Raw genomic sequence first — 21,142 nt, 5'->3', positions numbered from 1 at the left:
TATGCTTTTCCTTACATTTACATACTATTTTAAAAACAAAAAGTATGTCAACAGCAAAAAAAGAATATAAAAAAGTTACCGTAAAATCTTTGGTAGATATGAAAAAGAATGGAGAGAAAATTTCCATGCTAACTGCCTATGATTTTACAATGGCAAAAATTTTAGATGGAGCTGGAATCGATGTTCTTTTGGTTGGTGATTCTGCCTCAAATGTTATGGCAGGTCATGAAACAACTTTACCTATTACGTTAGATCAAATGATTTATCATGCAAGTTCTGTTGTTAGAGCAATAACCAGATGTCTAGTGGTTGTAGATTTACCTTTTGGTAGTTATCAATCTGACCCAAAAGAAGCCTTGCGTTCTGCCATTAGAATTATGAAAGAAAGCGGCGGACATTCTATTAAATTAGAAGGTGGTAAAGAAATTAAAGAATCTATTAAACGCATTTTAAATGCCGGAATTCCTGTAATGGGTCATTTGGGTTTAACACCACAATCTATCTATAAATTTGGTACTTATACGGTTAGAGCAAAAGAAGAAGAAGAGGCAAAACAATTAATGGAAGATGCTTTAATGTTAGAAAAATTAGGCTGTTTTGGAGTTGTTTTAGAAAAAGTACCAGCTAAATTAGCACAAGAAGTTGCAGAGGCTATTTCTATTCCTGTAATTGGTATTGGTGCCGGAAATGGTGTAGACGGACAAGTTTTAGTTACCCACGATATGTTAGGAATGACACATGAATTTCATCCTCGTTTTTTACGTAGATATTCTGATATGCATGCAGATATGACTGGTGCTTTTGAAAGCTATATTGCAGATGTAAAAACTGGTGATTTCCCTAATGATAAGGAGCAATATTAGAGCCCATCCTAATCTTCCCAAAGGGAAGGGACTTCTTGTTACAAAAATATGATCCACTAAATTCACAGATAAACACGAATGAAGTGTGTGTTTATCTGTAAAATTTGTGGGAAATAAAAACCTCTGTTGACTATGTTTCTATGTGGTCAAAAAATTATTACAAATGAAAATTCTACACTTAGATTCAAATCATCCTCTTTTACTTAAACAACTCTGCGAGTTGGGTTTTAGTAACGATGAAGATTACACTTCTTCAAAAGAAGAAATTCTAGCTAAAATTCACAACTACGATGGTTTTATTATTAGAAGTCGATTTTCTATTGATAAAGCATTTTTAGATAAAGCTACTAATTTAAAGTTTATTGCACGGGTTGGCGCAGGTTTAGAAAATATAGATTGTGCGTACGCAAAAAGCTTAAATATTGAATTAATTGCTGCTCCAGAAGGAAATAGAAACGCCGTTGGAGAACATAGCTTAGGAATGCTATTATCGCTATTTAATAAGCTAAACAAAGCTGATAAAGAAGTTAGAAACGGAAAATGGCTACGCGAAGAAAACCGCGGAATTGAACTAGACGGTAGAACGGTTGGTTTAATTGGTTATGGAAATATGGGGAAATCTTTTGCAAAAAAACTACGTGGTTTTGATGTGGAAGTATTGTGTTATGATATAAAACCAAATGTTGGCGATGCAAATTGTAAACAAGTTTCTTTAGAAGAATTACAAGAAAAATCAGATGTTTTAAGTTTACACATACCACAAACAGCACTTTCTGAAAACCTGATAAATGCAGATTTTATCAATGGTTTTAAAAAGCCTTTTTGGTTGATAAATACCGCTCGTGGAAAATCTGTAGTCACCAAAGATTTAGTTGCAGCTTTAAAAACTGGTAAGGTTTTAGGTGCTGGTTTAGATGTTTTAGAATATGAAAAAGCCTCTTTTGAAAACTTGTTTTCTGATGATAAAATGCCAGAAGCTTTTCAATATTTAATCAATGCAGAGAATGTTTTGTTATCGCCACATGTTGCCGGTTGGACTGTTGAAAGTAAAGAAAAATTAGCACAAACTATTGTAGATAAAATTAAGGCAAAATTTAAATAGATCATTTTATTTTAACATTCAGACCCTTCAGGTTTTAAAAACCTGAAGGGTCTTTTTTGTATTATAAAATCTAAGAAGTAATAGTTTCTACCTTTTCATGAGAAATTACATAGGTTTGTGTTATCACTGTTATGGGACTTCTCCTTTGGTAGAAGTGACAATTTTGTATTTCTTTTATGCTCAGATATGGTTACCCCAGTTTTGTAATTTAGACCTTTTTTGAAGAAAACTCATAAAGTTATTCAATTTTACAATAGCTACTTTATAGGATTATTCAATGCTAGTAATTCACAAAATATGTTTAACTTGTTACACTTTTGCCATTCCGAACGAAGAATGAATAAGAATCTTATTATTGCCAAATTTTATGAGATTTTTAAATCAACAAGAAAGTCTCATTTTGAAATGACAATTGTATAAATCTAAAATTATGCAATACAAAGCCACATCAGCAGAAGAATATATAAATCAGGTTCCTAAAGAATGTAAAATACGCTATTAGATTTACGTACAACAATCAAACAAAACCTACCAAACTGTATAGAAGAAGGTATTCCGTATGGAATGATAGGCTATTATATTTCTCATTCTTTGTATCCAGATGATATCTGTTGATGAATGTATGGCAGTTTATGAAACTAATATTAAAAAGAAAAAGTTTATGAAAAAAAGAGTTACAGGAATTGGAGGTTTGTTTTTTAAATCTGAAGATGCAAAAGCAGCAAAAGAATGGTATAAAAATCATTTAGGATTTAATACTGACGATTGGGGATCTACTTTTTGGTGGAAAGATGAAAACGGAAATAAATGCGCAACACAATGGAGTCCGTTTGCAGAGGATACCAAACATTTTGAACCTTCTAAAAAGGATTTTATGTTTAATTACAGAGTAGAAAATTTAGTCGAATTATTAGCAGAATTAAAGAAAGAAGGTGTTACTATTGTAGGTGAAATGGAAGAACATGACTACGGTAAATTCGGTTGGATTTTAGACAACGAAGGAAACAAAATTGAGCTTTGGGAACCGATAGATAAAGCTTTTCTTTAGAAATATATAAGAACAAATTAATCAAAAAATCATGTCAGATAAAAGTAAAAATATAGAAGATAACCTAAAACAAACTGCTGGTTCAATTTCTAACGATGCAAAAGAAACCCTTGAAAATACGAAACAAAAAGCGAATGAATTTGTAGAAGATGCTAAAGAGGTTTTTGAAGATACAAAAGGAAAAGTAAATGAACTTTTATCTGATGAAAACATAGAGAAAGTAAAACATAAAGCAGAAGAGTACACAGAAATTGCAAAACAAAAAACAACTGAATTTACAGATGACGCCAAAGAAACTTTTGAAGATTTAAAAGAAAAAGGCTCCGAATTAGCTGGAGACGCAGCAGAACATTTAGCCGATTTTGCAGAAGATGCTAAAGAAGAAATAGAAGAGATGAAAGAAAAGTCGAAAAGCTTTTTACATCGATTATTCGGAAAATCATAAAGGGAAGTAATTATGCGTTTTTTATCTGATTACCCAACTGAGATTTTAATCTTACTATTTTTAATCATCACATTTTTAATATCTGCCTTTGAAAAAATATTAGATTGGAAAGGAACGATCTCTTTTATAAAAGATCATTTTAAAAATTCTCCATTAAAAGGCAGTGTTCCGTTTTTATTATCCATTTTATTAATCATAGAAATTATTGCTGTAGGATTTATGATTATTGGAGTGTATCAAATTTATACTTCAGAAGCAAAAGAAATTGCATTACTCGGAATACAGCTTTCTGCTATCAGTATAATTTTTATGCTTATTGGGCAACGTCTTGCAAAAGATTATCCAGGAGCGATGTCTTTAGGTGTCTATTTTATCATTTCACTTTGTGGTGTATATTTACTAAATAAGTAAAACTGATATTTTTTATCAATTATATAAATAATATTTATAGAAAAAGCTCTTAAAACAATCGTTTTAAGAGCTTTTCTTTTTTAACTAAGGCATTTCTATTCTATTAGAGTTAAACTTTTAACAAGTCTTTTTAAAATCGTTTTTAATGGCTTTTTAAGCACAAAAACTAAAGTAAGATATCCTTTTCTTCTTTTTGATGTAAATGAAACTGAAAATTGATTTTAGAACCTTCTTTTTTTCAATTTTGATATCTCTTTCTTAAAAACATCTTTATTTAGTATTCTTAAATATTTATACATTACGACTTGTTTACAAAAAAATTGAACTTTATCCGATAAGAAAAAACACAACTAAACCAGAATTTAAAAGAGAATACAATTTTTAGTAAAAACTAATTATAATTTAATTTAGAAACTAAAAATCAGAATTACATTCTAATTACTTCTATTTATAAAAAAGTAATTTATTTTGAAGTAACTGAACTTTTCAAACTTATTATAAATCTGTAAAACGGGTATTATATAATTCTACAAAAGCTACCACTACTCCAACATTAATAATGATTATATAAAATTTAATATTTATTACCTGGTAATCTATTTTTTAATTTAATGTTTGTAGCTAAACCATAAAACCATTCTTAGATCAATTTTTTAAATATTGTTTAAAAAAACGCTCCTAATTTTAGATTAAAAATTAAAATGTTCCACGAGGAACAACTTGATTTATCATCATAAAAAAACCTTCAAAATTTTAATTTTGAAGGTTTCTAATATTTTTTAAAAAAAATTATAATACTACTTATTTTTAATCACATAGATTAAAGAAGAATACTCAGAACTAGAACTTGCTTTTAAATTAGAAACAAAGCCTCTATAAAAAGCTTTCATAGGATTCATTTTACCTGTTTTATATTTTTCACTTAAAAGCGAAACATAATAAGAATCAAACTTCATTGGTAATATTTTTTCTACCTCCATATTATCTTCCGAGAAAATTTTCTGAATGGAGTTTTGAGAAAAATGCCAGATATGTCTTGGTACATCAAAAGCTGCCCAATACTCTTTATAATATTTTGCATCATCACTTTTATGATTAGGAACTGCAATAATTAATCTTCCATTTTCAGAAAGCAATTCTTTTAATTTAGAAATATAATCAGACAATTTTTCAACATGTTCTAAAACATGCCAAAGTGTAATTACATCAAATTTTTTATTTTGAATATCCAATAATTCTTCTTCTAAAAAAACTCCTTTTTCTTTAGCTATTCTTCTTGCATCAACACTTGGTTCTACACCAAAAACATTCCAATTATTAGATGTACATATTTTTAAAAAATCTCCTGTACCTGCTCCAACATCTAAAATATTTTTTGCTTCTGTTTTAAAAGAATTAATTAAAGCTAATTTTCTTTTTAACGTAATATTTTTTACAGACTGATATACTTTATCTATAAAAGTTTTTTTACTATCCGTATGTGAAATATAGTTTTCACTCTTATAGTAATTTTCTAAATCTACAGGAATTGGTGAAGTCACCAACATATCATATTCCTTATTAAACATTACTTCATAAGTTTCATCTGAAACTGTAAAATCTTTACAATTTATAAATGGTTCTAGTCTTTTGTGAAGCCCTCTTTTTTCCCCCATAATTCTTTTTCTTTTTAAATTGTTCCACGAGGAACATAGCAATTATTTTCACAATTTATCTACCCATATAAACCAAAAGCACAGAGATGTCGCTGGGTGAAACGCCACTTATTCTACTCGCTTGTGAAATGGATGTAGGTTGTATTTTACTAAGCTTTTCTCTAGCTTCAAAAGACAGAGATTTAACTTTTTGATAATTAAATGTAGAAGGGATCATAACATTCTCTAATCTATTTAATTTATCTGCATTGTTCTTTTCTTTTTCTATGTAACCAGAATATTTTAAATGAATAACAGCTTGCTCAATAGCTTCCTTATCAATTGTATTTTCCTCTAAAAAAGCTGTTAATTTATTTACGCTTTTAAAATCAGAAAAATCTAATTGAGGTCTAGCCGCAATTTTATAAAGCTTCATAGATTGATTAATTAAAGCCAATCCTTTTGCTTCTAAAATAGGATTAATTTCCTCTTGTTTTACACTCGTTTCTTGTAAAAACTGAATTAACAAATCTGCTTTCGCTTGTTTTTCTATAACTCTATCTAATCGTTCTTGAGATGCTAAACCTAATTTAAAACCAATTGGAGTTAATCTTAAATCTGCATTATCTTGTCTTAACAACGTTCTATATTCTGCTCTAGAAGTAAACATTCTGTAAGGCTCTTCTGTTCCTTTAGTTATTAAATCGTCTACCAAAACGCCAATGTAAGCTTCGTTTCTTTTTAATACAAACGGTTCTTTTCCTTGAACTTTTAAAGCAGCATTTACACCAGCCATTAAACCTTGTGCAGCAGCTTCCTCATAACCTGTAGTTCCATTTATCTGTCCTGCAAAAAACAAATTCTCTATTAACTTTGTTTCTAAAGAATGTTTTAATTGTGTTGGCGGAAAATAATCATATTCTATAGCATACCCATATCTTAAAAATTTTACGTTTTCGAAACCAGCAACAGAACGAATTGCTTTGTCCTGAATATCTTCTGGAAGAGAAGTAGAAAAACCATTTACATACATTTCACAGGTTGTCCATCCTTCTGGTTCAATAAACATTTGATGTCTATCTTTGGTTGCAAAACGATCTATTTTATCTTCTATAGAAGGGCAATATCTTGGTCCGGTAGATTTAATTCTACCATTAAACATTGGCGATCTATCAAACCCAGTACGTAACAAATCATGCACATCTAAGTTTGTATACGTAAGCCAACAAGAGCGTTGTTTTACCAATGCTTTAGTGGTTGGTAAGTAAGAAAATTTCTCTGTAACTTCATCACCAGGTTGCTCTATCATTTTAGAATAATCTAAAGATCTACCATCTACTCTTGGTGGCGTTCCTGTTTTCATTCTACCAGATTCAAAACCTTTAGCAACTAAATCTTCTGTAATTCCGGTTGATGCTCCCTCACCTGCTCTACCACCTCCAAAACTTTTATCTCCAATATGGATCAATCCATTTAAAAAAGTACCTGCAGTTATTACAACAGTTTTTGCTTTTATTTCTAAACCTAAAGCAGTTTTAACTCCTATAATTTTATTACCATCAAACAATAAACCGTTTACAGAATCTTGATAAAAATCTACATTTTCTGTTTGCTCTAACATTGTTCTCCAACATTCTGCAAACTGCATTCTATCAGATTGTGCTCTTGGACTCCACATTGCAGGTCCTTTAGATTTGTTTAGCATCTTAAACTGTATCGCTGTTTTATCAGTAACAATTCCGCTATAACCACCTAACGCGTCAATCTCTCTAATTATTTGTCCTTTTGCGATTCCACCCATTGCAGGGTTACAACTCATTTGCGCAATATTTTGCAAATTCATTGTAATTAGTAAGGTATGCGCACCCATATTGGCAGCAGAAGCCGCGGCCTCACTACCAGCGTGACCACCTCCTACTACAATAACATCGTATGTTGTTGAAAATAAACTCATTATATTATAGTTCCACGTGAAACCTTGTATTTATATTATTGATTATCAATTATTTGAATTCAGATAATGCCACATTTTCGGCATTTCTCATCTCTTTTTTCTCAATTTCTGTTTTATCTTTAAACCCCATATAGTGAAGTACGCCATGTATCATTACTCTATGTAATTCTTCTAAAAAAGAAACCTCAAAATCTTTCGCATTATCAGCAACTCTTTCAATAGAAATATAGATATCTCCACTAATTAACTTACCTAAAGTATTGTCGAAACTAATTACATCCGTTAAAGTATCGTGTTGTAAAAACTCTACATTTAATTTATGAAGGTATTCGTCATCACAAAAAATATAGTTCAATTCACCTAAACTAAAACCTTTTTTTGAAACCACATTATCAATCCAATATTCTAAAAGATTTTCATCTTTTAAATCAAAATCTGTTTCGTAATTAAAAGTAATCATAATTAATCCTTATTTGAGTCAGAAAAATATGCTCTAACTTTGTTTTTATAATTCTGCTGCAAAGGTAATGATTGTCTGTTTAATATCTCTGTTTGATTGTAAAACTGCTTTTTAAATTCTAAAGCCTTTATATTTATCTTTTCAAATTCTTTTAAATTAGAATTAGACTTTCTTTTTTTATCTTCTCCTTGTTCTAAAGCAGCTTTATCTAACTTTAATAATTCATAATTTAATTGCTGCATTTTTTGAAGTGTTTCAGCGTTAAAACCTTTTTCTAAAATTTCATTTTCTAAGTATTCCATCTTCTTTAAAGCTTTTTTAGCTTCTGAATTATTAACATTTCCAGCTTCCTCAGACATCTTAATTTGTTCTTGTAGTTCTTGTCTTAATAAACTTTGTTGCTTATAAATCTCATAAATTTCTCCGTTCAAATCATTATTAGAACCACCTTTTCCATTCTCGCCTTTCTCTCCATTCGTTCCCTGTTTGTCTACTTTACCTTTTTGTCCATTACCATCTGGTTTATCGATTTCTCCTGGTTTCTCTCCTTTTTTTCCTTCTTTGCCTTCAGCTTTATTATCACTAGGTTTATTACCCTTTTTAAATCCTTCCTGCATTTTTTCAGACAACTCTCCTTGCTTCTTTATAAGGTCTGGAAGACTAAAACCATCACCTTTCTTTTTCTTTCCTTTGCCCATTTTCATAGACATAGAATTCTTCATACTACTTAATATGTTACTTAAATAATCTGCTAAACTATTTACAGAAGTCATAACGTAACGTTGATTAGAAACTCCATATGAAAAAAGATTTTCAGAAAAATTATATAAAGATTGGTCTAAGTTATAATGCGTTGTAGATAAATCATCTTTAATAATTGCTGAAATTTTAGGCAACCTCATAGACAACACATACAGACTATCATCTATGTGTTCGAAATACGTTTTTAAAACATTCTGACTTTTTAAAGCTTTTCCAAAATCTGGATGTGATGTGGAAATTTGATCAAACTTATGCATTAAAGATTCTTGTTTAAAAGAAAAAATAACAAGGTTTTCTAAAATTTTACGCAAGTCATCTATGTTTTCTTCCATAGATTCTCCCTCCATTTCCAACATTGCTTTTTGCATTTTAGCACTCATTTCTTTCATCTTTTTTGATGAATTTTTTTGACTCTTTTTTGCATCAGAATTATTTTCTTTAGATAAATTTTCTTCAGATTTTTTTAATTCAGTATCAATAGCTTCTTTTTCATCTTCCACATCCGGAAGCTCCATAGCTTCTTTTAATTTCTCATTATCCTTATTAAGTTCTTCTAAATCTTTTTTTATCGCTTCAAATTCTTTTTTTATTTCTCTCTGATTATCTAAATTATACTCTTTTTCTTGAGATAGCACTTCTTGTTTTTTAGATAATACTTCAACCTTATTAGCAATTTGCATTGTTTTCTGCTCAACATAAAAACGTTTTGTCAATTCTAAAATACGTTCTAAGCTTCTTTCTTGTTGTTTATTTTGTTGCGATAATTCTTTGGCTTTTTTTAACAAATCTTCTTTGTTAAGTTTTTTACCCATTTTCTCAATTTCATCTAACAATTTTTGTTGCTTATCTATTTTTTTAAGTTCTTCGATGCGTTTTTTTAGTTCTTCTTTTTTTGTTTGAAGATCTTCATTTTCTTCTTTTTTTTCATCTAAATTTTCATGTAACTTTTCAGTTTGACGTTGCATCATTTTATTATAATTGTTCTGACGCGCTACAAATTTTTCAATCTTCTTTTTATCATTCCAATTAATTTGCTTCTTACTTTGTAAATCTTGCTGAACTTTTTCTAATTCTTTCTGCTGCTTTTGTTGTTTCTGAATTGAATTTGAAATATTATTAATCGTATTTCTTTGCTCTTGCAACAACTCCTCCTCTACTTCATCCGTTGTTTTTTGTCGATAATTAAAAACTTTAGTCTTTGTTTTTTTATTTCCATTTACAGCGTCATTATCAAATACCTCAAAAAACAATTCATAATTAATTCCTGCTTCTAAGTTTAGTCCGTCAGGAAACTGATAAAAGAAAGTTTGAATATTTTCTTTTGTTATTAATAACTCAAATTTATTTTGATTTGTAGGTTGCTCATTATTATAATAAACGAGTTGTAATTTTTTAATTCCATAGTCATCAGAAATCTGACCAGCAAACTGCGCAGCTCCACGTGAAATACTATCAATATTAGATTGCACAGAAATCAATGGAAATTCATCTTTTCTAACATCTACATAAAACTCTAAATTCTCAAAATCTTTTAAATATTTATTGGATGATGAAATTTGATAATTTAACGGGTTTTGAATTCTTTTAGAATATGTAAAATTATTATCTGAATTTGAATCAAAAAAAACACTTTTATTATTGTTGATAAAAGCCAACGAATCTGTTTGATTTGCAGTTACATTCCAAGTAATAGTAGTACCTTCGGGAACAATTACATTACCAGAATTTTTAATCATTTCATTTTTCCTACCTAAATATCTGGGATACTTAACATCTAAAGAAATAGCATTAATAGTAGGTGTTTTTATCACTTCTATTTTATAATCTTGAGATTGAACTCCGTTTGCTTCAATAAAAAAATCAATTGGTTGTTGAACATCAGAAAAAGTATAAGTAAAGGTTCCGTTACCATTATTTTTTAAAAAATATTGCTGATTTTCAAAGTGGATCAGTGACTCCATTGGTAATACTTTTCCGATGGTCTCAACCAAAATAGAAATAGACTTTCCTTGTAATACTTTTAAATCATTATTTTTTAACGAAAATAAAAATGGAGCAGGCGGATTGTAAGCTGTATTATGATTTACAACACGTTGTAAACTTTGAGATAATTTATCATTAGTATGTGTAAATAAGGTTATTAAAAATATTAAAACAGGAACTATTGCATATTTTAAATACTTTTTATTTTTGGTAAAATCTACAGCTTTTACAAACGGAATGGGTTGTAGTTCTGTTTCTTTTTGTTGAATACTTGCTAACAATAAATCAGAATTATTGTTATTTTTTTTCAATTGTAAAACATTCAATAATTTATCCTGAACTTCAGGAAAATGAGCACCAATTATTTTGGAAGATTGTTCATAAGTAATTCCTTTTCTAAGACCAAATAATTTAAAAATTGGCACAAAAATAAATCGAATAAGTAAAAAAAATTCCACTATTAAGAAAACCCAAAATAAAATAGTTCTTGCCGTTGGTTTTAACCACAAAAAAAATTCTATAAATACCGTGAAAAAAAAGTACAGAAATCCTAAAGAAAGAAATAATATGCTTCCTTTTATCAATTCACTCGTGTAGTATTTACGTGTAAATTGATGTAACTTCTCTTCTATGTTCTTAAATTCTGCCATAATTAACTATTAAAAATACTATTTTTACATAGATAAGCAACCAAATAACTGTTAAAACGATTTTTACAAGTAATTAATAATAAGTACAACTAAAGTTAAAATTAACTAAAATGAAAAAAATAACAAAACTTCTATTTTTATTAGTAAGTATTTCTGCATTTTCTCAAGGACCTTGGACACAGGAAAAAGGAAAATTTTATACACAAGTATCCTTTTCTACGATACCAAGTTATAATGAATTGTTTGGCGATCCTGATTATACTATTAATGGAGAACTAACAGATAATACCCTTCAACTTTATGGTGAATATGGTATTTCTAATAAAACTACTTTACTCGTAAATGTGCCTTATAAAATCATTAAACACAAAGAGTTAGTAAATCCTTGTTTAATTGGTCCTTGTCCAGAACATACAAATAATAAAACTGCTTTAGGAAATATAGAAATTGGTGTAAAACATAATTTCTATAAAAAAGATTGGTTACTTTCAGGTCAGTTTTCTGTAGAATCGAATACAGGTTCGTATGATGAAAATTCTGGTTTAAGAACAGGTTATGATGCATTTACGTTCACTCCCCTATTCTTAGCTGGTAAAAGTTTTAATAAATCTTATGTACAAACATTTATAGGAACCAAAATTAGAACCAATAATTACAGTTCTAATTTTAAAATTGGTGGAGAATATGGTGGCAAAATTTATAAAAATATTTGGTTGATAGGTTTTCTGGATATTGAAAAATCATTTGAAAACGGAGATATAGAAATACCAAATTCTAATAAAGCAACAGGTTTATATGTTAATGATCAAGAATATGGTGTTGTTGGTATAAAAGCAATTGGAGAATTTTCTGATAATTTTGGAATTACCGCAAGTTTACCCGCTGCTTTTTATGGAAACAATGTGGCCAAACAAGTTGCCTTAACAGTTGGTCTTTATAAAAAGTTTTAAAAAATTAACTCATATATCAAAATTAGTAAGCGTATCAGCCCCTTCCGGTTTTAAAAACCTGAAGGGGCTTTTCAATACAAAACTTTTATAACGAAAAAAGTAGTTAAAAAACACCTCTATTTTTTCTTTTCCTTAATTTCTATTCTCTCTTATAAAAACTATCTTTGCGCATTAAAAAAGCACCTTAAATTTTCTTTAAGTTGCAATATATAATGTCTTACTTGCTTTGGCAGGAATCAAAAAAAAACAAAAAAATGGAATCTAATGTTCGCGTTCGTTTTGCACCAAGTCCTACAGGACCTTTACATATTGGTGGTGTAAGAACGGCTTTATACAATTATTTATTTGCTAAAAAATATAACGGAACTTTTGTACTTCGTATAGAAGATACAGACCAAACTCGTTATGTGGCCAATGCAGAGCAATATATTATAGACGCTTTAGAATGGTGTAATATTCCTTTTGATGAAGGTCCGGGTAAGAACGAAAAATTTGGTCCTTACAGACAATCAGAACGTAAAGCATTGTACAAAGAATATGCAGATAAACTAATTGAAACCGGTTGGGCATATTATTGTTTTGATTCTACTGAAGCGTTAGATGCAGAAAGAAAAGCACACGAGGCGGAAGGAAAAACTTTTATCTACAATTGGCATAACAGAGCTGGCGGAACGTTAGTAAATTCTTTAGTTTTAACAGATGATGAAGTACAAGCTAAAATAAATGCTGGTGAAAATTATGTAATCCGTTTTAAAACTCCACAAGACGAGCTTTTAAGAATGGAAGATGAAATTCGTGGAAATATTAGAATTGATACCAATACTTTAGATGATAAAATTTTATTTAAAGGAGACGGAATGCCAACCTATCATTTAGCAAATATTGTTGATGATCATTTAATGGAAATTACACACGTAATTCGTGGTGAAGAATGGTTACCTTCTATGCCACTGCACGTTTTATTATACAAAGCTTTTGGTTGGGATGCTCCTAAATTTGCACATTTACCGTTAATTTTAAAACCTGTTGGAAAAGGTAAATTAAGCAAACGTGATGGAGATAAATTAGGTTTCCCGGTGTTTCCTTTAGAATATACTAACGAAGTTTCTGGTGATGTTTCTCGTGGATATAAAGAAGATGGTTATTTTTCTGATGCCTTTATTAACATGTTGGCTTTCTTAGGATGGAATCCTGGAACAGAACAAGAATTATTTAATTTAAAAGCTTTAATTGAAGCTTTCGAATTGAAACGTGTGAGTAAATCTGGCGCAAAATTTAATCCAGATAAAGCAAAATGGTTCAATCAACAATATATGCAGACAAAGTCTGATGACGAGTTGACTGATTTATACTTGCCTATTTTAGCTGAAAAAGGAATTACAAAAGACAAAGAGTTTGTTTTAAAAGTTGTTTCATCTATAAAAGAAAGAGCCGTTTTTGTAAATGATTTTTGGGATTTATCAAACTTCTTTTTTGAAACTCCAACAGAATATGATGAAAAAGCTAGTAAGAAAAACTGGAAAGAAGGAACTGCTGAATTAATGCAAGAATTAAGTACTGTAATTTCTTCTATTGACGACTTTTCATCAGAAAATACCGAAAAAATAGTTAAAGAATGGATTTCTGGCAAGGAAATTGGTTTTGGTAAAGTAATGCAACCTTTAAGACTCTCTTTGGTAGGTAAATTAGCAGGACCTCATTTATTTGATATCATAGCAATGATTGGTAAAGAAGAAACTGTAAAAAGGTTAGAAAACGCAATAGAAAAACTATAATTATGAAAAACTTAATCCTATTTATTATTCTATTTTGTGCTTTTACAACTCAAGCACAATATGGTAGTTATGGAAACAATAGTGGCAGACAAAGACAAATGCCACAAACAGAACAAAAAGCTCCAGATCCAGATTTTAATATAGAAAGATATGTTGGTATTGTTAATTATGATATAGAAAAAGCAGCTAAAAAATCTAGTATAAAGCTTACGTCTAAAGAAGGGCAAGAATTTTCTAAGGTATTAACAAAGTACAATAAGGATATTAAAGACATCACTAGAATTAATACCTTTGTACTAAGAAGTACCAAAGATATGGTAGATAATTTTCAGAAAGAGGTAATAAAAACAGGTGATCGTTCTACTCAGAAAAAGGTTATGACAACTATGGGAGAAAACCTAAAACCAATTTCTGAAATACTAAAGAAAGAAGATTCAATACTAGTTAAAAAAATGAAAGGTTTACTTTCTGCAAAAAAATATAAAAAGTGGATAAAGTATAACAAAAAAATATATAAATATTTTCCGAAAGAAGAAGAATAATTTATTAATTAAAACATATAAAAAATCCTGTAAAAAATACTTTTACAGGATTTTTTTTTATAAAACTGTAACATTTAAATAAAATTACGTCCTATAAATAACTACTGAAATACCCTATCTTTACATATAAACAAATTATTAACTTTTAAAAAACAAACTATGATACCAACTTCTATTATTATACCTATTGTTATAATTGCACTTATCTTATTTTCATCATTTTTTATGGTAAAGCAACAAACTGCTGCTATTATAGAACGTTTTGGAAAATTTCATAGCATTAAACAATCTGGACTTAAATTAAAGATTCCTTTTGTTGATAAAATTTCTGGAAAATTGAGTTTAAAAATTCAACAATTAGATGTTATTATTGAAACTAAAACTTTAGATGATGTTTTTGTAAAATTGAAAGTTTCTGTACAATATAAAGTAATCACAGAAAAAGTATATGACGCTTTTTATAAATTAGATTATCCACATGATCAAATAACTTCTTATGTTTTTGATGTAGTAAGAGCAGAAGTACCAAAAATGAAATTAGATGATGTTTTTGTTAAGAAAAATGACATTGCTATTGCTGTAAAAACAGAATTAAATGATGCAATGTTAGATTATGGTTTCGATATTATTAGAACTCTTGTTACCGATATTGACCCAGATGCTCAAGTAAAAATAGCAATGAACAGAATTAATGCTGCAGATAGAGAAAAAACAGCAGCACAATATGAAGGAGATGCACAACGTATTTTAATTGTAGAAAAAGCAAAAGCAGAAGCAGAAAGCAAACGTTTACAAGGACAAGGTATTGCAGACCAAAGACGTGAAATTGCACGTGGTTTAGAAGAATCTGTAGACGTTTTAAACAGAGTTGGTATAAATAGCCAAGAAGCATCTGCATTAATAGTTGTAACGCAACATTATGATACTTTACAATCTATTGGTAGTGAAACTAACAGTAATTTAATATTATTACCAAACTCACCACAAGCAGGTAGCCAAATGTTAAATGATATGGTTGCAAGTTTTACAGCAAGTAACCAAATTGGTGAAGCAATGAAAAATGCAAAACCTAAAAAATTAGATAAATAAAATTTTATTAATACAAATTATCTGCATCTTTTAAAGTTACTAAATACATAGTAATTTTAAAAGATGTTTTTAGTAGTACTATTAAATTAGAACAAAAATGTATATTATAAACTGGTTTAAAAAGCCTTACTTTTTTATAAACTCTGTAAAATATAATATTGTATTAAGTTTAGGAGTTGGTTACTTTATTTTCTTATTTCTTTTTCTTTTTCAACCATATACTATATCTAGTAGCTTAAATAACAAACTTTTATATACTGCTGGTTTTGGTTTAATAACCTTTCTATTAAAAGCCTTTTTCTTTACAGTACCTCCTTATTTTTTTAAAGATTTTTTTAAAGATGAAAATTGGACCGTTGGTAAACAAATAATGTTACTTATAGCTTTAGTAAGTTCTATCACTTTTAGTAATTATTTTTATAATTTATTTATTCAAAATACAGATAATATGGATTTAGTATCTCTAAAATCTTTTTTTCTGTATACTTTTTCTGTGTCTATTTTTCCGATAATAATTTTTATATTTATAAGTGAAAAATTACATCGCTTTTCTCGAATAAAAAATTCGAAGAAAATAATGGGACTTAAAGTTACAATACCTGTTTCTGTAGAAACAAATAATAAAGAAATAAAGATACTAGCAAATAATAATAAAGAAAACGTTACTTTTAATACAGATAACTTAATATATATAAGTTCTAATAGTAACTATGCTAGCTTTTTTATAAACTCTAAAAATGGTGTACAAGAACATATTTTAAGAAATACTTTATCTAATATTAATAAAAAATTAGAAGGTAATAAATACATTATAAGGTGTCATAAATCTTTCATTGTAAATACAAAACATATGAATGCAATTTCTGGAAATGCAAGAGGATACTTTTTAGAATCTGAATTATTAACAAAACAAATTCCTATTTCTAGGTCATTTAAAAAAGAAGAACTTAAAAATTTAATTCATTAATTAAAATTTATTTTTTTATGAAAAAAATTGGAAAATGGCTATCTAAGCCTTATTATTTTAACCCATCTCTTAAGTATAAACTTAAAATCAGTTTTTTTCATGGGTTATTTATATTCCTATTTTTATATATTTTTAGGCCATTTTACCTTACCCATTTTAAAGTAATTATTTTAGAATATACTTTAGGAATAGCATTTATAGCATCTTTAGGCACTTTAATTGTCTTATATATACCGGCTCTTATCTTTAAAAACTACTTTAATGAAGATAATTGGACTATTGGTAGAAATCTACTTTTAATGATTATAGGAGTTACGTTAGTAGGTATTGTATTATGGTATTTTGGCGAAGTATATTCAGAACCCTATAATCTTAGAAAAATTAGCCTATTAGAATTTCTATTTTATACGCTGTTAGTTAGTTTAATTCCGTTAATCTTCTTTATTTTTTTAAATGAAAAAAATATAAGAATTAGAAGGGAAAAAAAAGTATTTGAAATTAAAGAAATTAAAAAAGAAAAAGAAATTAGTAATACTAAAAAACTAGCTAGTGAAATTTGTATTAATTCTGATAATGGAAAGGAAAATATTACTTTTCTAATAGATAATTTAGTTTATATTACTTCTCAAGGAAACTATGCAAGTTTCTTTTTAAAAAATGAAAATGACCTTAAAGAAAAAATATTAAGAGTTACTTTAACAAAAATAGCAACCGAACTAAAAGAGTATTCTAATGTTATTAGATGTCATAAAAGTTATATCGTAAATATTAATTATATAACAGATATTTCTGGAAATGCAAGAGGTTATTTATTAGAATCAAAATTTATACCAATACTTATTCCAGTATCCAGGAGTTTTTCTAAACAATCTTTGCAAAGCTTGATACAATAATCCTTCCCATTTATCCCAAATACTCTAAAAATCTTCCTGTTTACAACAAAATTTTATTAATTTCAATTAAGATATATATATTTGTCTCCTGAAAAAGAATTAAAAATATTGGGGGATTTTTTTAATTCATAAACTAAAAAAGCTCAACTTGTATTATACAAATTGAGCTTTTATTATGTTTAAAAAGAATAACTTACTATTATTTCTTCTCTTCTAATTTTTCTTCTGGTTCTTCTTTAGCAGCGTTTTTAAACTCTTTAATTCCACTTCCTAAACCTTTCATTAATTCTGGAATCTTCTTACCACCAAATAATAGTAAAACTACTACCACAATAATAATTAGTTGTGGACCACCAATGAACATAAAATTTGTTGCTAAACTATACATGTTTTCTTTAATTTAATAATACAAATATACAAAAAACTGAATAACAGTAACCTTTGTTAATTCCTTTTTTGAATAATTCCACCAATTACTTTTTTATCTTTAACAACCTCCGGATTTCCTTTGTAAAATATAGATCCTCCAAAGCTTACTTTTGCACTTAAAGTTTTGCCTGCTAAAATTTCTGCTTTTGCTCCTGTACCTGCAAAAACATTAGAATTACTTGTTATTTGCATGTCAAAACCATTATAAACACCATATAAATCTACATCTACTTCTTGGGTATCTGCAGTACCAGAAAGTTTTATTATTCCGCCAGAAGATGTTTTAACAGTTAAATATTTAACATCTGTTGTTAAATTAATAAAAGCTCTTTCTTGTGCGTTTACTTCTAATTTATCTTGATTTACATCTTTACCAGTTACTGTTGCACCCTCATTAGCATCTATAATAGCTATATTTTTATTATAATATAGTTTTACTAGTACTTGACCATCTGCGGCATTGTTTTCTGGTTTTAAAGAAAAAGGTAATGATATTTTTAAGATGTTATTTACATTCTTAATTTTTACCATCTCAGACTTTTCTCCAGTAATTTCTAATTTTTGATCTGCAGATTTTATCAATTCTAACTCTATTCCATTAAAAACTTTTAACTCAGAATAATCTCCTAAATTTTTAGTTACAGTTGTTTGTGCTATTGTTATAGAACTTAACAGTATAGCACAGATATATATTACATTTTTCATTATTCAAAAGTTTTGATTACTATATTTAATTCAATAATTATACCACTATAAAGGCTTTTTACCTTTTTTATTGTCACAATAATAAAAAAGATAAAAACCTAAAAGCATTAAAAATTAGTTAATGAATTTTTAAATCAATCATATATCATTTAAAAATTATGCTTCAATTAAAGCAAAATCTAAATGTTTTCTTTCTAAATCTGTATGCTTAACTCTAACTACAACTTCATCACCTAATTGGTAAATCTTTTTTGTAGCCTGACCTACAATAGCATACTGTTTTTCATCAAAAATATAATGATCACTTTTTATATCTTTAATTCTAACCATTCCTTCACATTTATTAGAAGCAATTTCTACATAAATTCCCCATTCTGTAACACCAGTAATTACGCCTTCGAATTCTTCATCTTTATGATCTTGCATGTATTTTACTTGCATGTACTTAATTGATGATCTTTCTGCTTTAGAGGCTAATTCTTCTCTGTTAGATGAATGTTTACACTTTTCTTCATACTTATCTGCTTTTGGGCTGTCTCCGCCATCTAAATAATGTTGTAGTAATCTATGTGTCATTACATCTGGATAACGTCTAATAGGCGACGTAAAATGGCTGTAATAATCAAAAGCTAATCCATAATGCCCAATATTCTGAGTTGTATAGACTGCTTTAGACATAGTTCTAATAGTTAAAGTTTCAATCATGTTAGATTCTGCTTTACCATGTACATCACTTAATAACTGATTTAAAGAATCTGAAGTTTCTTTTTTGGTATCTGTATTAATTTTATAACCAAATTTACGCACCATGTTTTGTAAAGAAGCTAATTTTTCTACATCTGGCTCGTCGTGTACTCTGTAAATAAATGTTTTATTTGTTGCTTTTCCTTTAGAAAAACCAACAAATTCTGCCACTTTTCTGTTTGCTAACAACATAAATTCTTCAATTAATTTATTAGCATCTTTAGATTCTTTAAAGAAAACGCCTACTGGGTTTGCTTCTTCATCTAAATTGAACTTTACTTCTACTCTATCAAAAGAAATTGCGCCTTGTTTCATTCTTTTTTTACGAAGAATTTTAGCCAATTCATCTAATTTTAAAGTAGCCTCTACAATTTCTGGCGTTACTGTGTATTCTTTATCAATGATAGAAATATCTTCTGGCATTGTATAAGGCTGAATATCATCAGATAATTTTACATTTTCTATAATAGATTGTGCTTCTTCATACGCAAAACGTTGGTCTGAATAAGTAACTGTTCTACCAAACCACTCGCCTACTATTTGTGCTTTTTCATTTAATTCAAACACTGCAGAAAACGTTAATTTTTCTTCATGTGGTCTTAAAGAACACACTCCGTTAGACAGCATTTCTGGTAACATTGGTACTACTCTATCTACTAAATAAACAGAGGTTGCTCTTTTATAAGCTTCATCATCTAAAATAGTTTTTGGTTCTAAATAATGCGAAACATCTGCAATATGAATTCCTATTTCGTAATTACCATTTTCTAATTTTGTAAATGATAAGGCATCATCAAAATCTTTTGCATCTTTAGGATCTATCGTAAAAGTTAAATCTTTACGCATATCTCTACGCTTAGAAATTTCTTCTTTGGTAATTTCTATCGATAAATTTTCTGCTTCTTTTTCTACCTCTGGTTCAAACTCAAAAGGCAATCCATATTCTAATAAAATAGAATGCATTTCTGTGTTATGATCTCCTGGTTTACCAAGAACAGTTGTTATTTTACCAAACGGATTTTTAGAATTTTTAGGCCAATCTAACAAAGTAGCTTGTACTTTATCGCCATCTACTGCTCCATTCATTTTACTTTCAGAAACAAAAATATCTGCATACATTTTGTTATTATCTGGTACAACAAAACCAAAATTTTTGTTTTTATTCTTCTGTAAAACTCCTACAAATTCTGTTTTTGCACGTTCTATAATTTCTACAACATCTGCTTCATATTTCTTTCCGCTTCGTCTTTTATAAACATACGCTTTTACAGTATCATTATGTAAACCTTTACCTAAATTAATATTCGGGATAAAAATATCATCTTCATAATCATCTGTTACAAAATATCCATTTCCGGTAGAAGTTACATCTAAAGTACCAATAGAATATTTTTTATCAACATTTACTTGAAACTTGCCACGTTCTACTTCTTTTATTTCTTTTGTTGCAGCTAATTCTGCTAATTTCTTAATTATTTGGGTTTTCCCGTCTGTATCAGAAATCTTTAATTTTGCAGCAATTTGCTTATGATTATAAGATTTTTCGCTGTCTTGTTTTAATACTTTAAATATATTTCTGGTTAAGTCTTTTACAACATTCCCTTTCTTTTTATATATTTTATTTTTCTTTTTTGTCATTAATTCTTACTTCTTATTATATGATACTAAATTACAATTATTTACTGTGATTGGCTATTAAAAAATAGTTATCAATCTAAAATTGTAATTTGGCATTA

At 28.3% G+C, this 21,142-nt stretch carries 18 protein-coding genes; 11 read left to right on the top strand and 7 right to left on the bottom strand.

Annotation, left to right across the window (positions count from 1 at the left end; all coding sequences use genetic code 11):
* Nucleotides 1-44 precede the first annotated feature (44 nt).
* From panB to GQS58_RS11795, 5 genes are all read left to right on the top strand, one after another.
* On the top strand, nt 45-863 hold the full coding sequence (gene panB, locus GQS58_RS11815) for a 3-methyl-2-oxobutanoate hydroxymethyltransferase (protein ID WP_166386107.1): 819 nt from the start codon (nt 45-47) through the stop codon (nt 861-863).
* 163 nt (nt 864-1,026) lie between these two features.
* Complete coding sequence (locus GQS58_RS11810) at nt 1,027-1,965, top strand: 2-hydroxyacid dehydrogenase (RefSeq protein ID WP_166386105.1); 939 nt, start codon at nt 1,027-1,029, stop codon at nt 1,963-1,965.
* Nucleotides 1,966-2,626: 661 nt separating this feature from the next.
* Nucleotides 2,627-3,013, top strand: a complete 387-nt coding sequence (locus GQS58_RS11805) for a VOC family protein (protein WP_166386103.1) — start codon at nt 2,627-2,629, stop codon at nt 3,011-3,013.
* 31 nt (nt 3,014-3,044) lie between these two features.
* Nucleotides 3,045-3,458, top strand: coding sequence for a hypothetical protein (locus GQS58_RS11800; RefSeq protein WP_166386101.1), 414 nt, complete (start codon nt 3,045-3,047; stop codon nt 3,456-3,458).
* A gap of 12 nt (nt 3,459-3,470) precedes the next feature.
* Nucleotides 3,471-3,869 (top strand): DoxX family protein, encoded by a 399-nt coding sequence (locus tag GQS58_RS11795; protein WP_166386099.1) that lies wholly within the window; start codon nt 3,471-3,473, stop codon nt 3,867-3,869.
* A 797-nt stretch (nt 3,870-4,666) separates the two neighbouring features.
* Here GQS58_RS11795 and GQS58_RS11790 read toward each other — a convergent pair.
* Genes GQS58_RS11790 through GQS58_RS11775 form a run of 4 tightly spaced genes read right to left on the bottom strand, consistent with a single transcriptional unit; the run spans nt 4,667 to nt 11,312 of the window.
* Nucleotides 4,667-5,524 (bottom strand): class I SAM-dependent methyltransferase, encoded by an 858-nt coding sequence (locus GQS58_RS11790; RefSeq protein ID WP_166386098.1) that lies wholly within the window; start codon nt 5,522-5,524, stop codon nt 4,667-4,669.
* Nucleotides 5,525-5,579: 55 nt separating this feature from the next.
* Nucleotides 5,580-7,457, bottom strand: coding sequence for a tRNA uridine-5-carboxymethylaminomethyl(34) synthesis enzyme MnmG (gene mnmG / locus GQS58_RS11785; protein WP_166386096.1), 1,878 nt, complete (start codon nt 7,455-7,457; stop codon nt 5,580-5,582).
* 49 nt (nt 7,458-7,506) lie between these two features.
* Nucleotides 7,507-7,917, bottom strand: a complete 411-nt coding sequence (ybeY, locus tag GQS58_RS11780) for an rRNA maturation RNase YbeY (RefSeq protein ID WP_166386094.1) — start codon at nt 7,915-7,917, stop codon at nt 7,507-7,509.
* A gap of 2 nt (nt 7,918-7,919) precedes the next feature.
* A complete protein-coding gene (locus GQS58_RS11775) occupies nt 7,920-11,312 on the bottom strand; it encodes a DUF4175 family protein (protein WP_166386092.1) in 3,393 nt (1,130 codons plus the stop codon).
* A gap of 110 nt (nt 11,313-11,422) precedes the next feature.
* Here GQS58_RS11775 and GQS58_RS11770 point away from each other — a divergent pair, with 110 nt between their 5' ends.
* From GQS58_RS11770 to GQS58_RS11745, 6 genes are all read left to right on the top strand, one after another.
* Nucleotides 11,423-12,262: a hypothetical protein gene (locus tag GQS58_RS11770; RefSeq protein ID WP_166386090.1), complete on the top strand. Its 840-nt coding sequence runs from the start codon at nt 11,423-11,425 to the stop codon at nt 12,260-12,262.
* 254 nt (nt 12,263-12,516) lie between these two features.
* A complete protein-coding gene (gltX, locus tag GQS58_RS11765) occupies nt 12,517-14,037 on the top strand; it encodes a glutamate--tRNA ligase (RefSeq protein ID WP_166386088.1) in 1,521 nt (506 codons plus the stop codon).
* A 2-nt stretch (nt 14,038-14,039) separates the two neighbouring features.
* Complete coding sequence (locus GQS58_RS11760) at nt 14,040-14,579, top strand: hypothetical protein (RefSeq protein ID WP_166386087.1); 540 nt, start codon at nt 14,040-14,042, stop codon at nt 14,577-14,579.
* A 159-nt stretch (nt 14,580-14,738) separates the two neighbouring features.
* Nucleotides 14,739-15,668 carry an SPFH domain-containing protein gene (locus GQS58_RS11755; RefSeq protein ID WP_205860424.1) on the top strand — a complete coding sequence of 310 codons (930 nt, stop codon included), beginning with the start codon at nt 14,739-14,741 and terminating at the stop codon, nt 15,666-15,668.
* Nucleotides 15,669-15,765: 97 nt separating this feature from the next.
* Complete coding sequence (locus tag GQS58_RS11750; RefSeq protein ID WP_166386086.1) at nt 15,766-16,635, top strand: LytR/AlgR family response regulator transcription factor; 870 nt, start codon at nt 15,766-15,768, stop codon at nt 16,633-16,635.
* Between the two features lie 17 nt (nt 16,636-16,652).
* Nucleotides 16,653-17,528: a LytTR family DNA-binding domain-containing protein gene (locus GQS58_RS11745; protein ID WP_166386084.1), complete on the top strand. Its 876-nt coding sequence runs from the start codon at nt 16,653-16,655 to the stop codon at nt 17,526-17,528.
* Nucleotides 17,529-17,727: 199 nt separating this feature from the next.
* On the opposite strand, the gene tatA is transcribed toward GQS58_RS11745, so the two are convergent.
* The 3 genes from tatA to rnr form a co-directional block, all read right to left on the bottom strand.
* The gene (tatA, locus tag GQS58_RS11740; protein WP_068447859.1) at nt 17,728-17,916 is read right to left on the bottom strand and encodes a twin-arginine translocase TatA/TatE family subunit; all 189 of its coding nucleotides are present in this window, start codon (nt 17,914-17,916) and stop codon (nt 17,728-17,730) included.
* Nucleotides 17,917-17,972: 56 nt separating this feature from the next.
* Nucleotides 17,973-18,662, bottom strand: coding sequence for a head GIN domain-containing protein (locus GQS58_RS11735; RefSeq protein ID WP_166386083.1), 690 nt, complete (start codon nt 18,660-18,662; stop codon nt 17,973-17,975).
* 156 nt (nt 18,663-18,818) lie between these two features.
* Nucleotides 18,819-21,044 (bottom strand): ribonuclease R, encoded by a 2,226-nt coding sequence (gene rnr, locus GQS58_RS11730; RefSeq protein WP_166386080.1) that lies wholly within the window; start codon nt 21,042-21,044, stop codon nt 18,819-18,821.
* Nucleotides 21,045-21,142: the final 98 nt, after the last annotated feature.

Origin of the sequence: Polaribacter sp. 11A2H (genome assembly GCF_011379025.1) — a bacterium.
In the GTDB taxonomy this organism is placed as follows: domain Bacteria; phylum Bacteroidota; class Bacteroidia; order Flavobacteriales; family Flavobacteriaceae; genus Polaribacter.
Note: the sequence above shows the minus strand (reverse complement) of the source record. Positions and strands in the feature narration are given on the sequence as shown.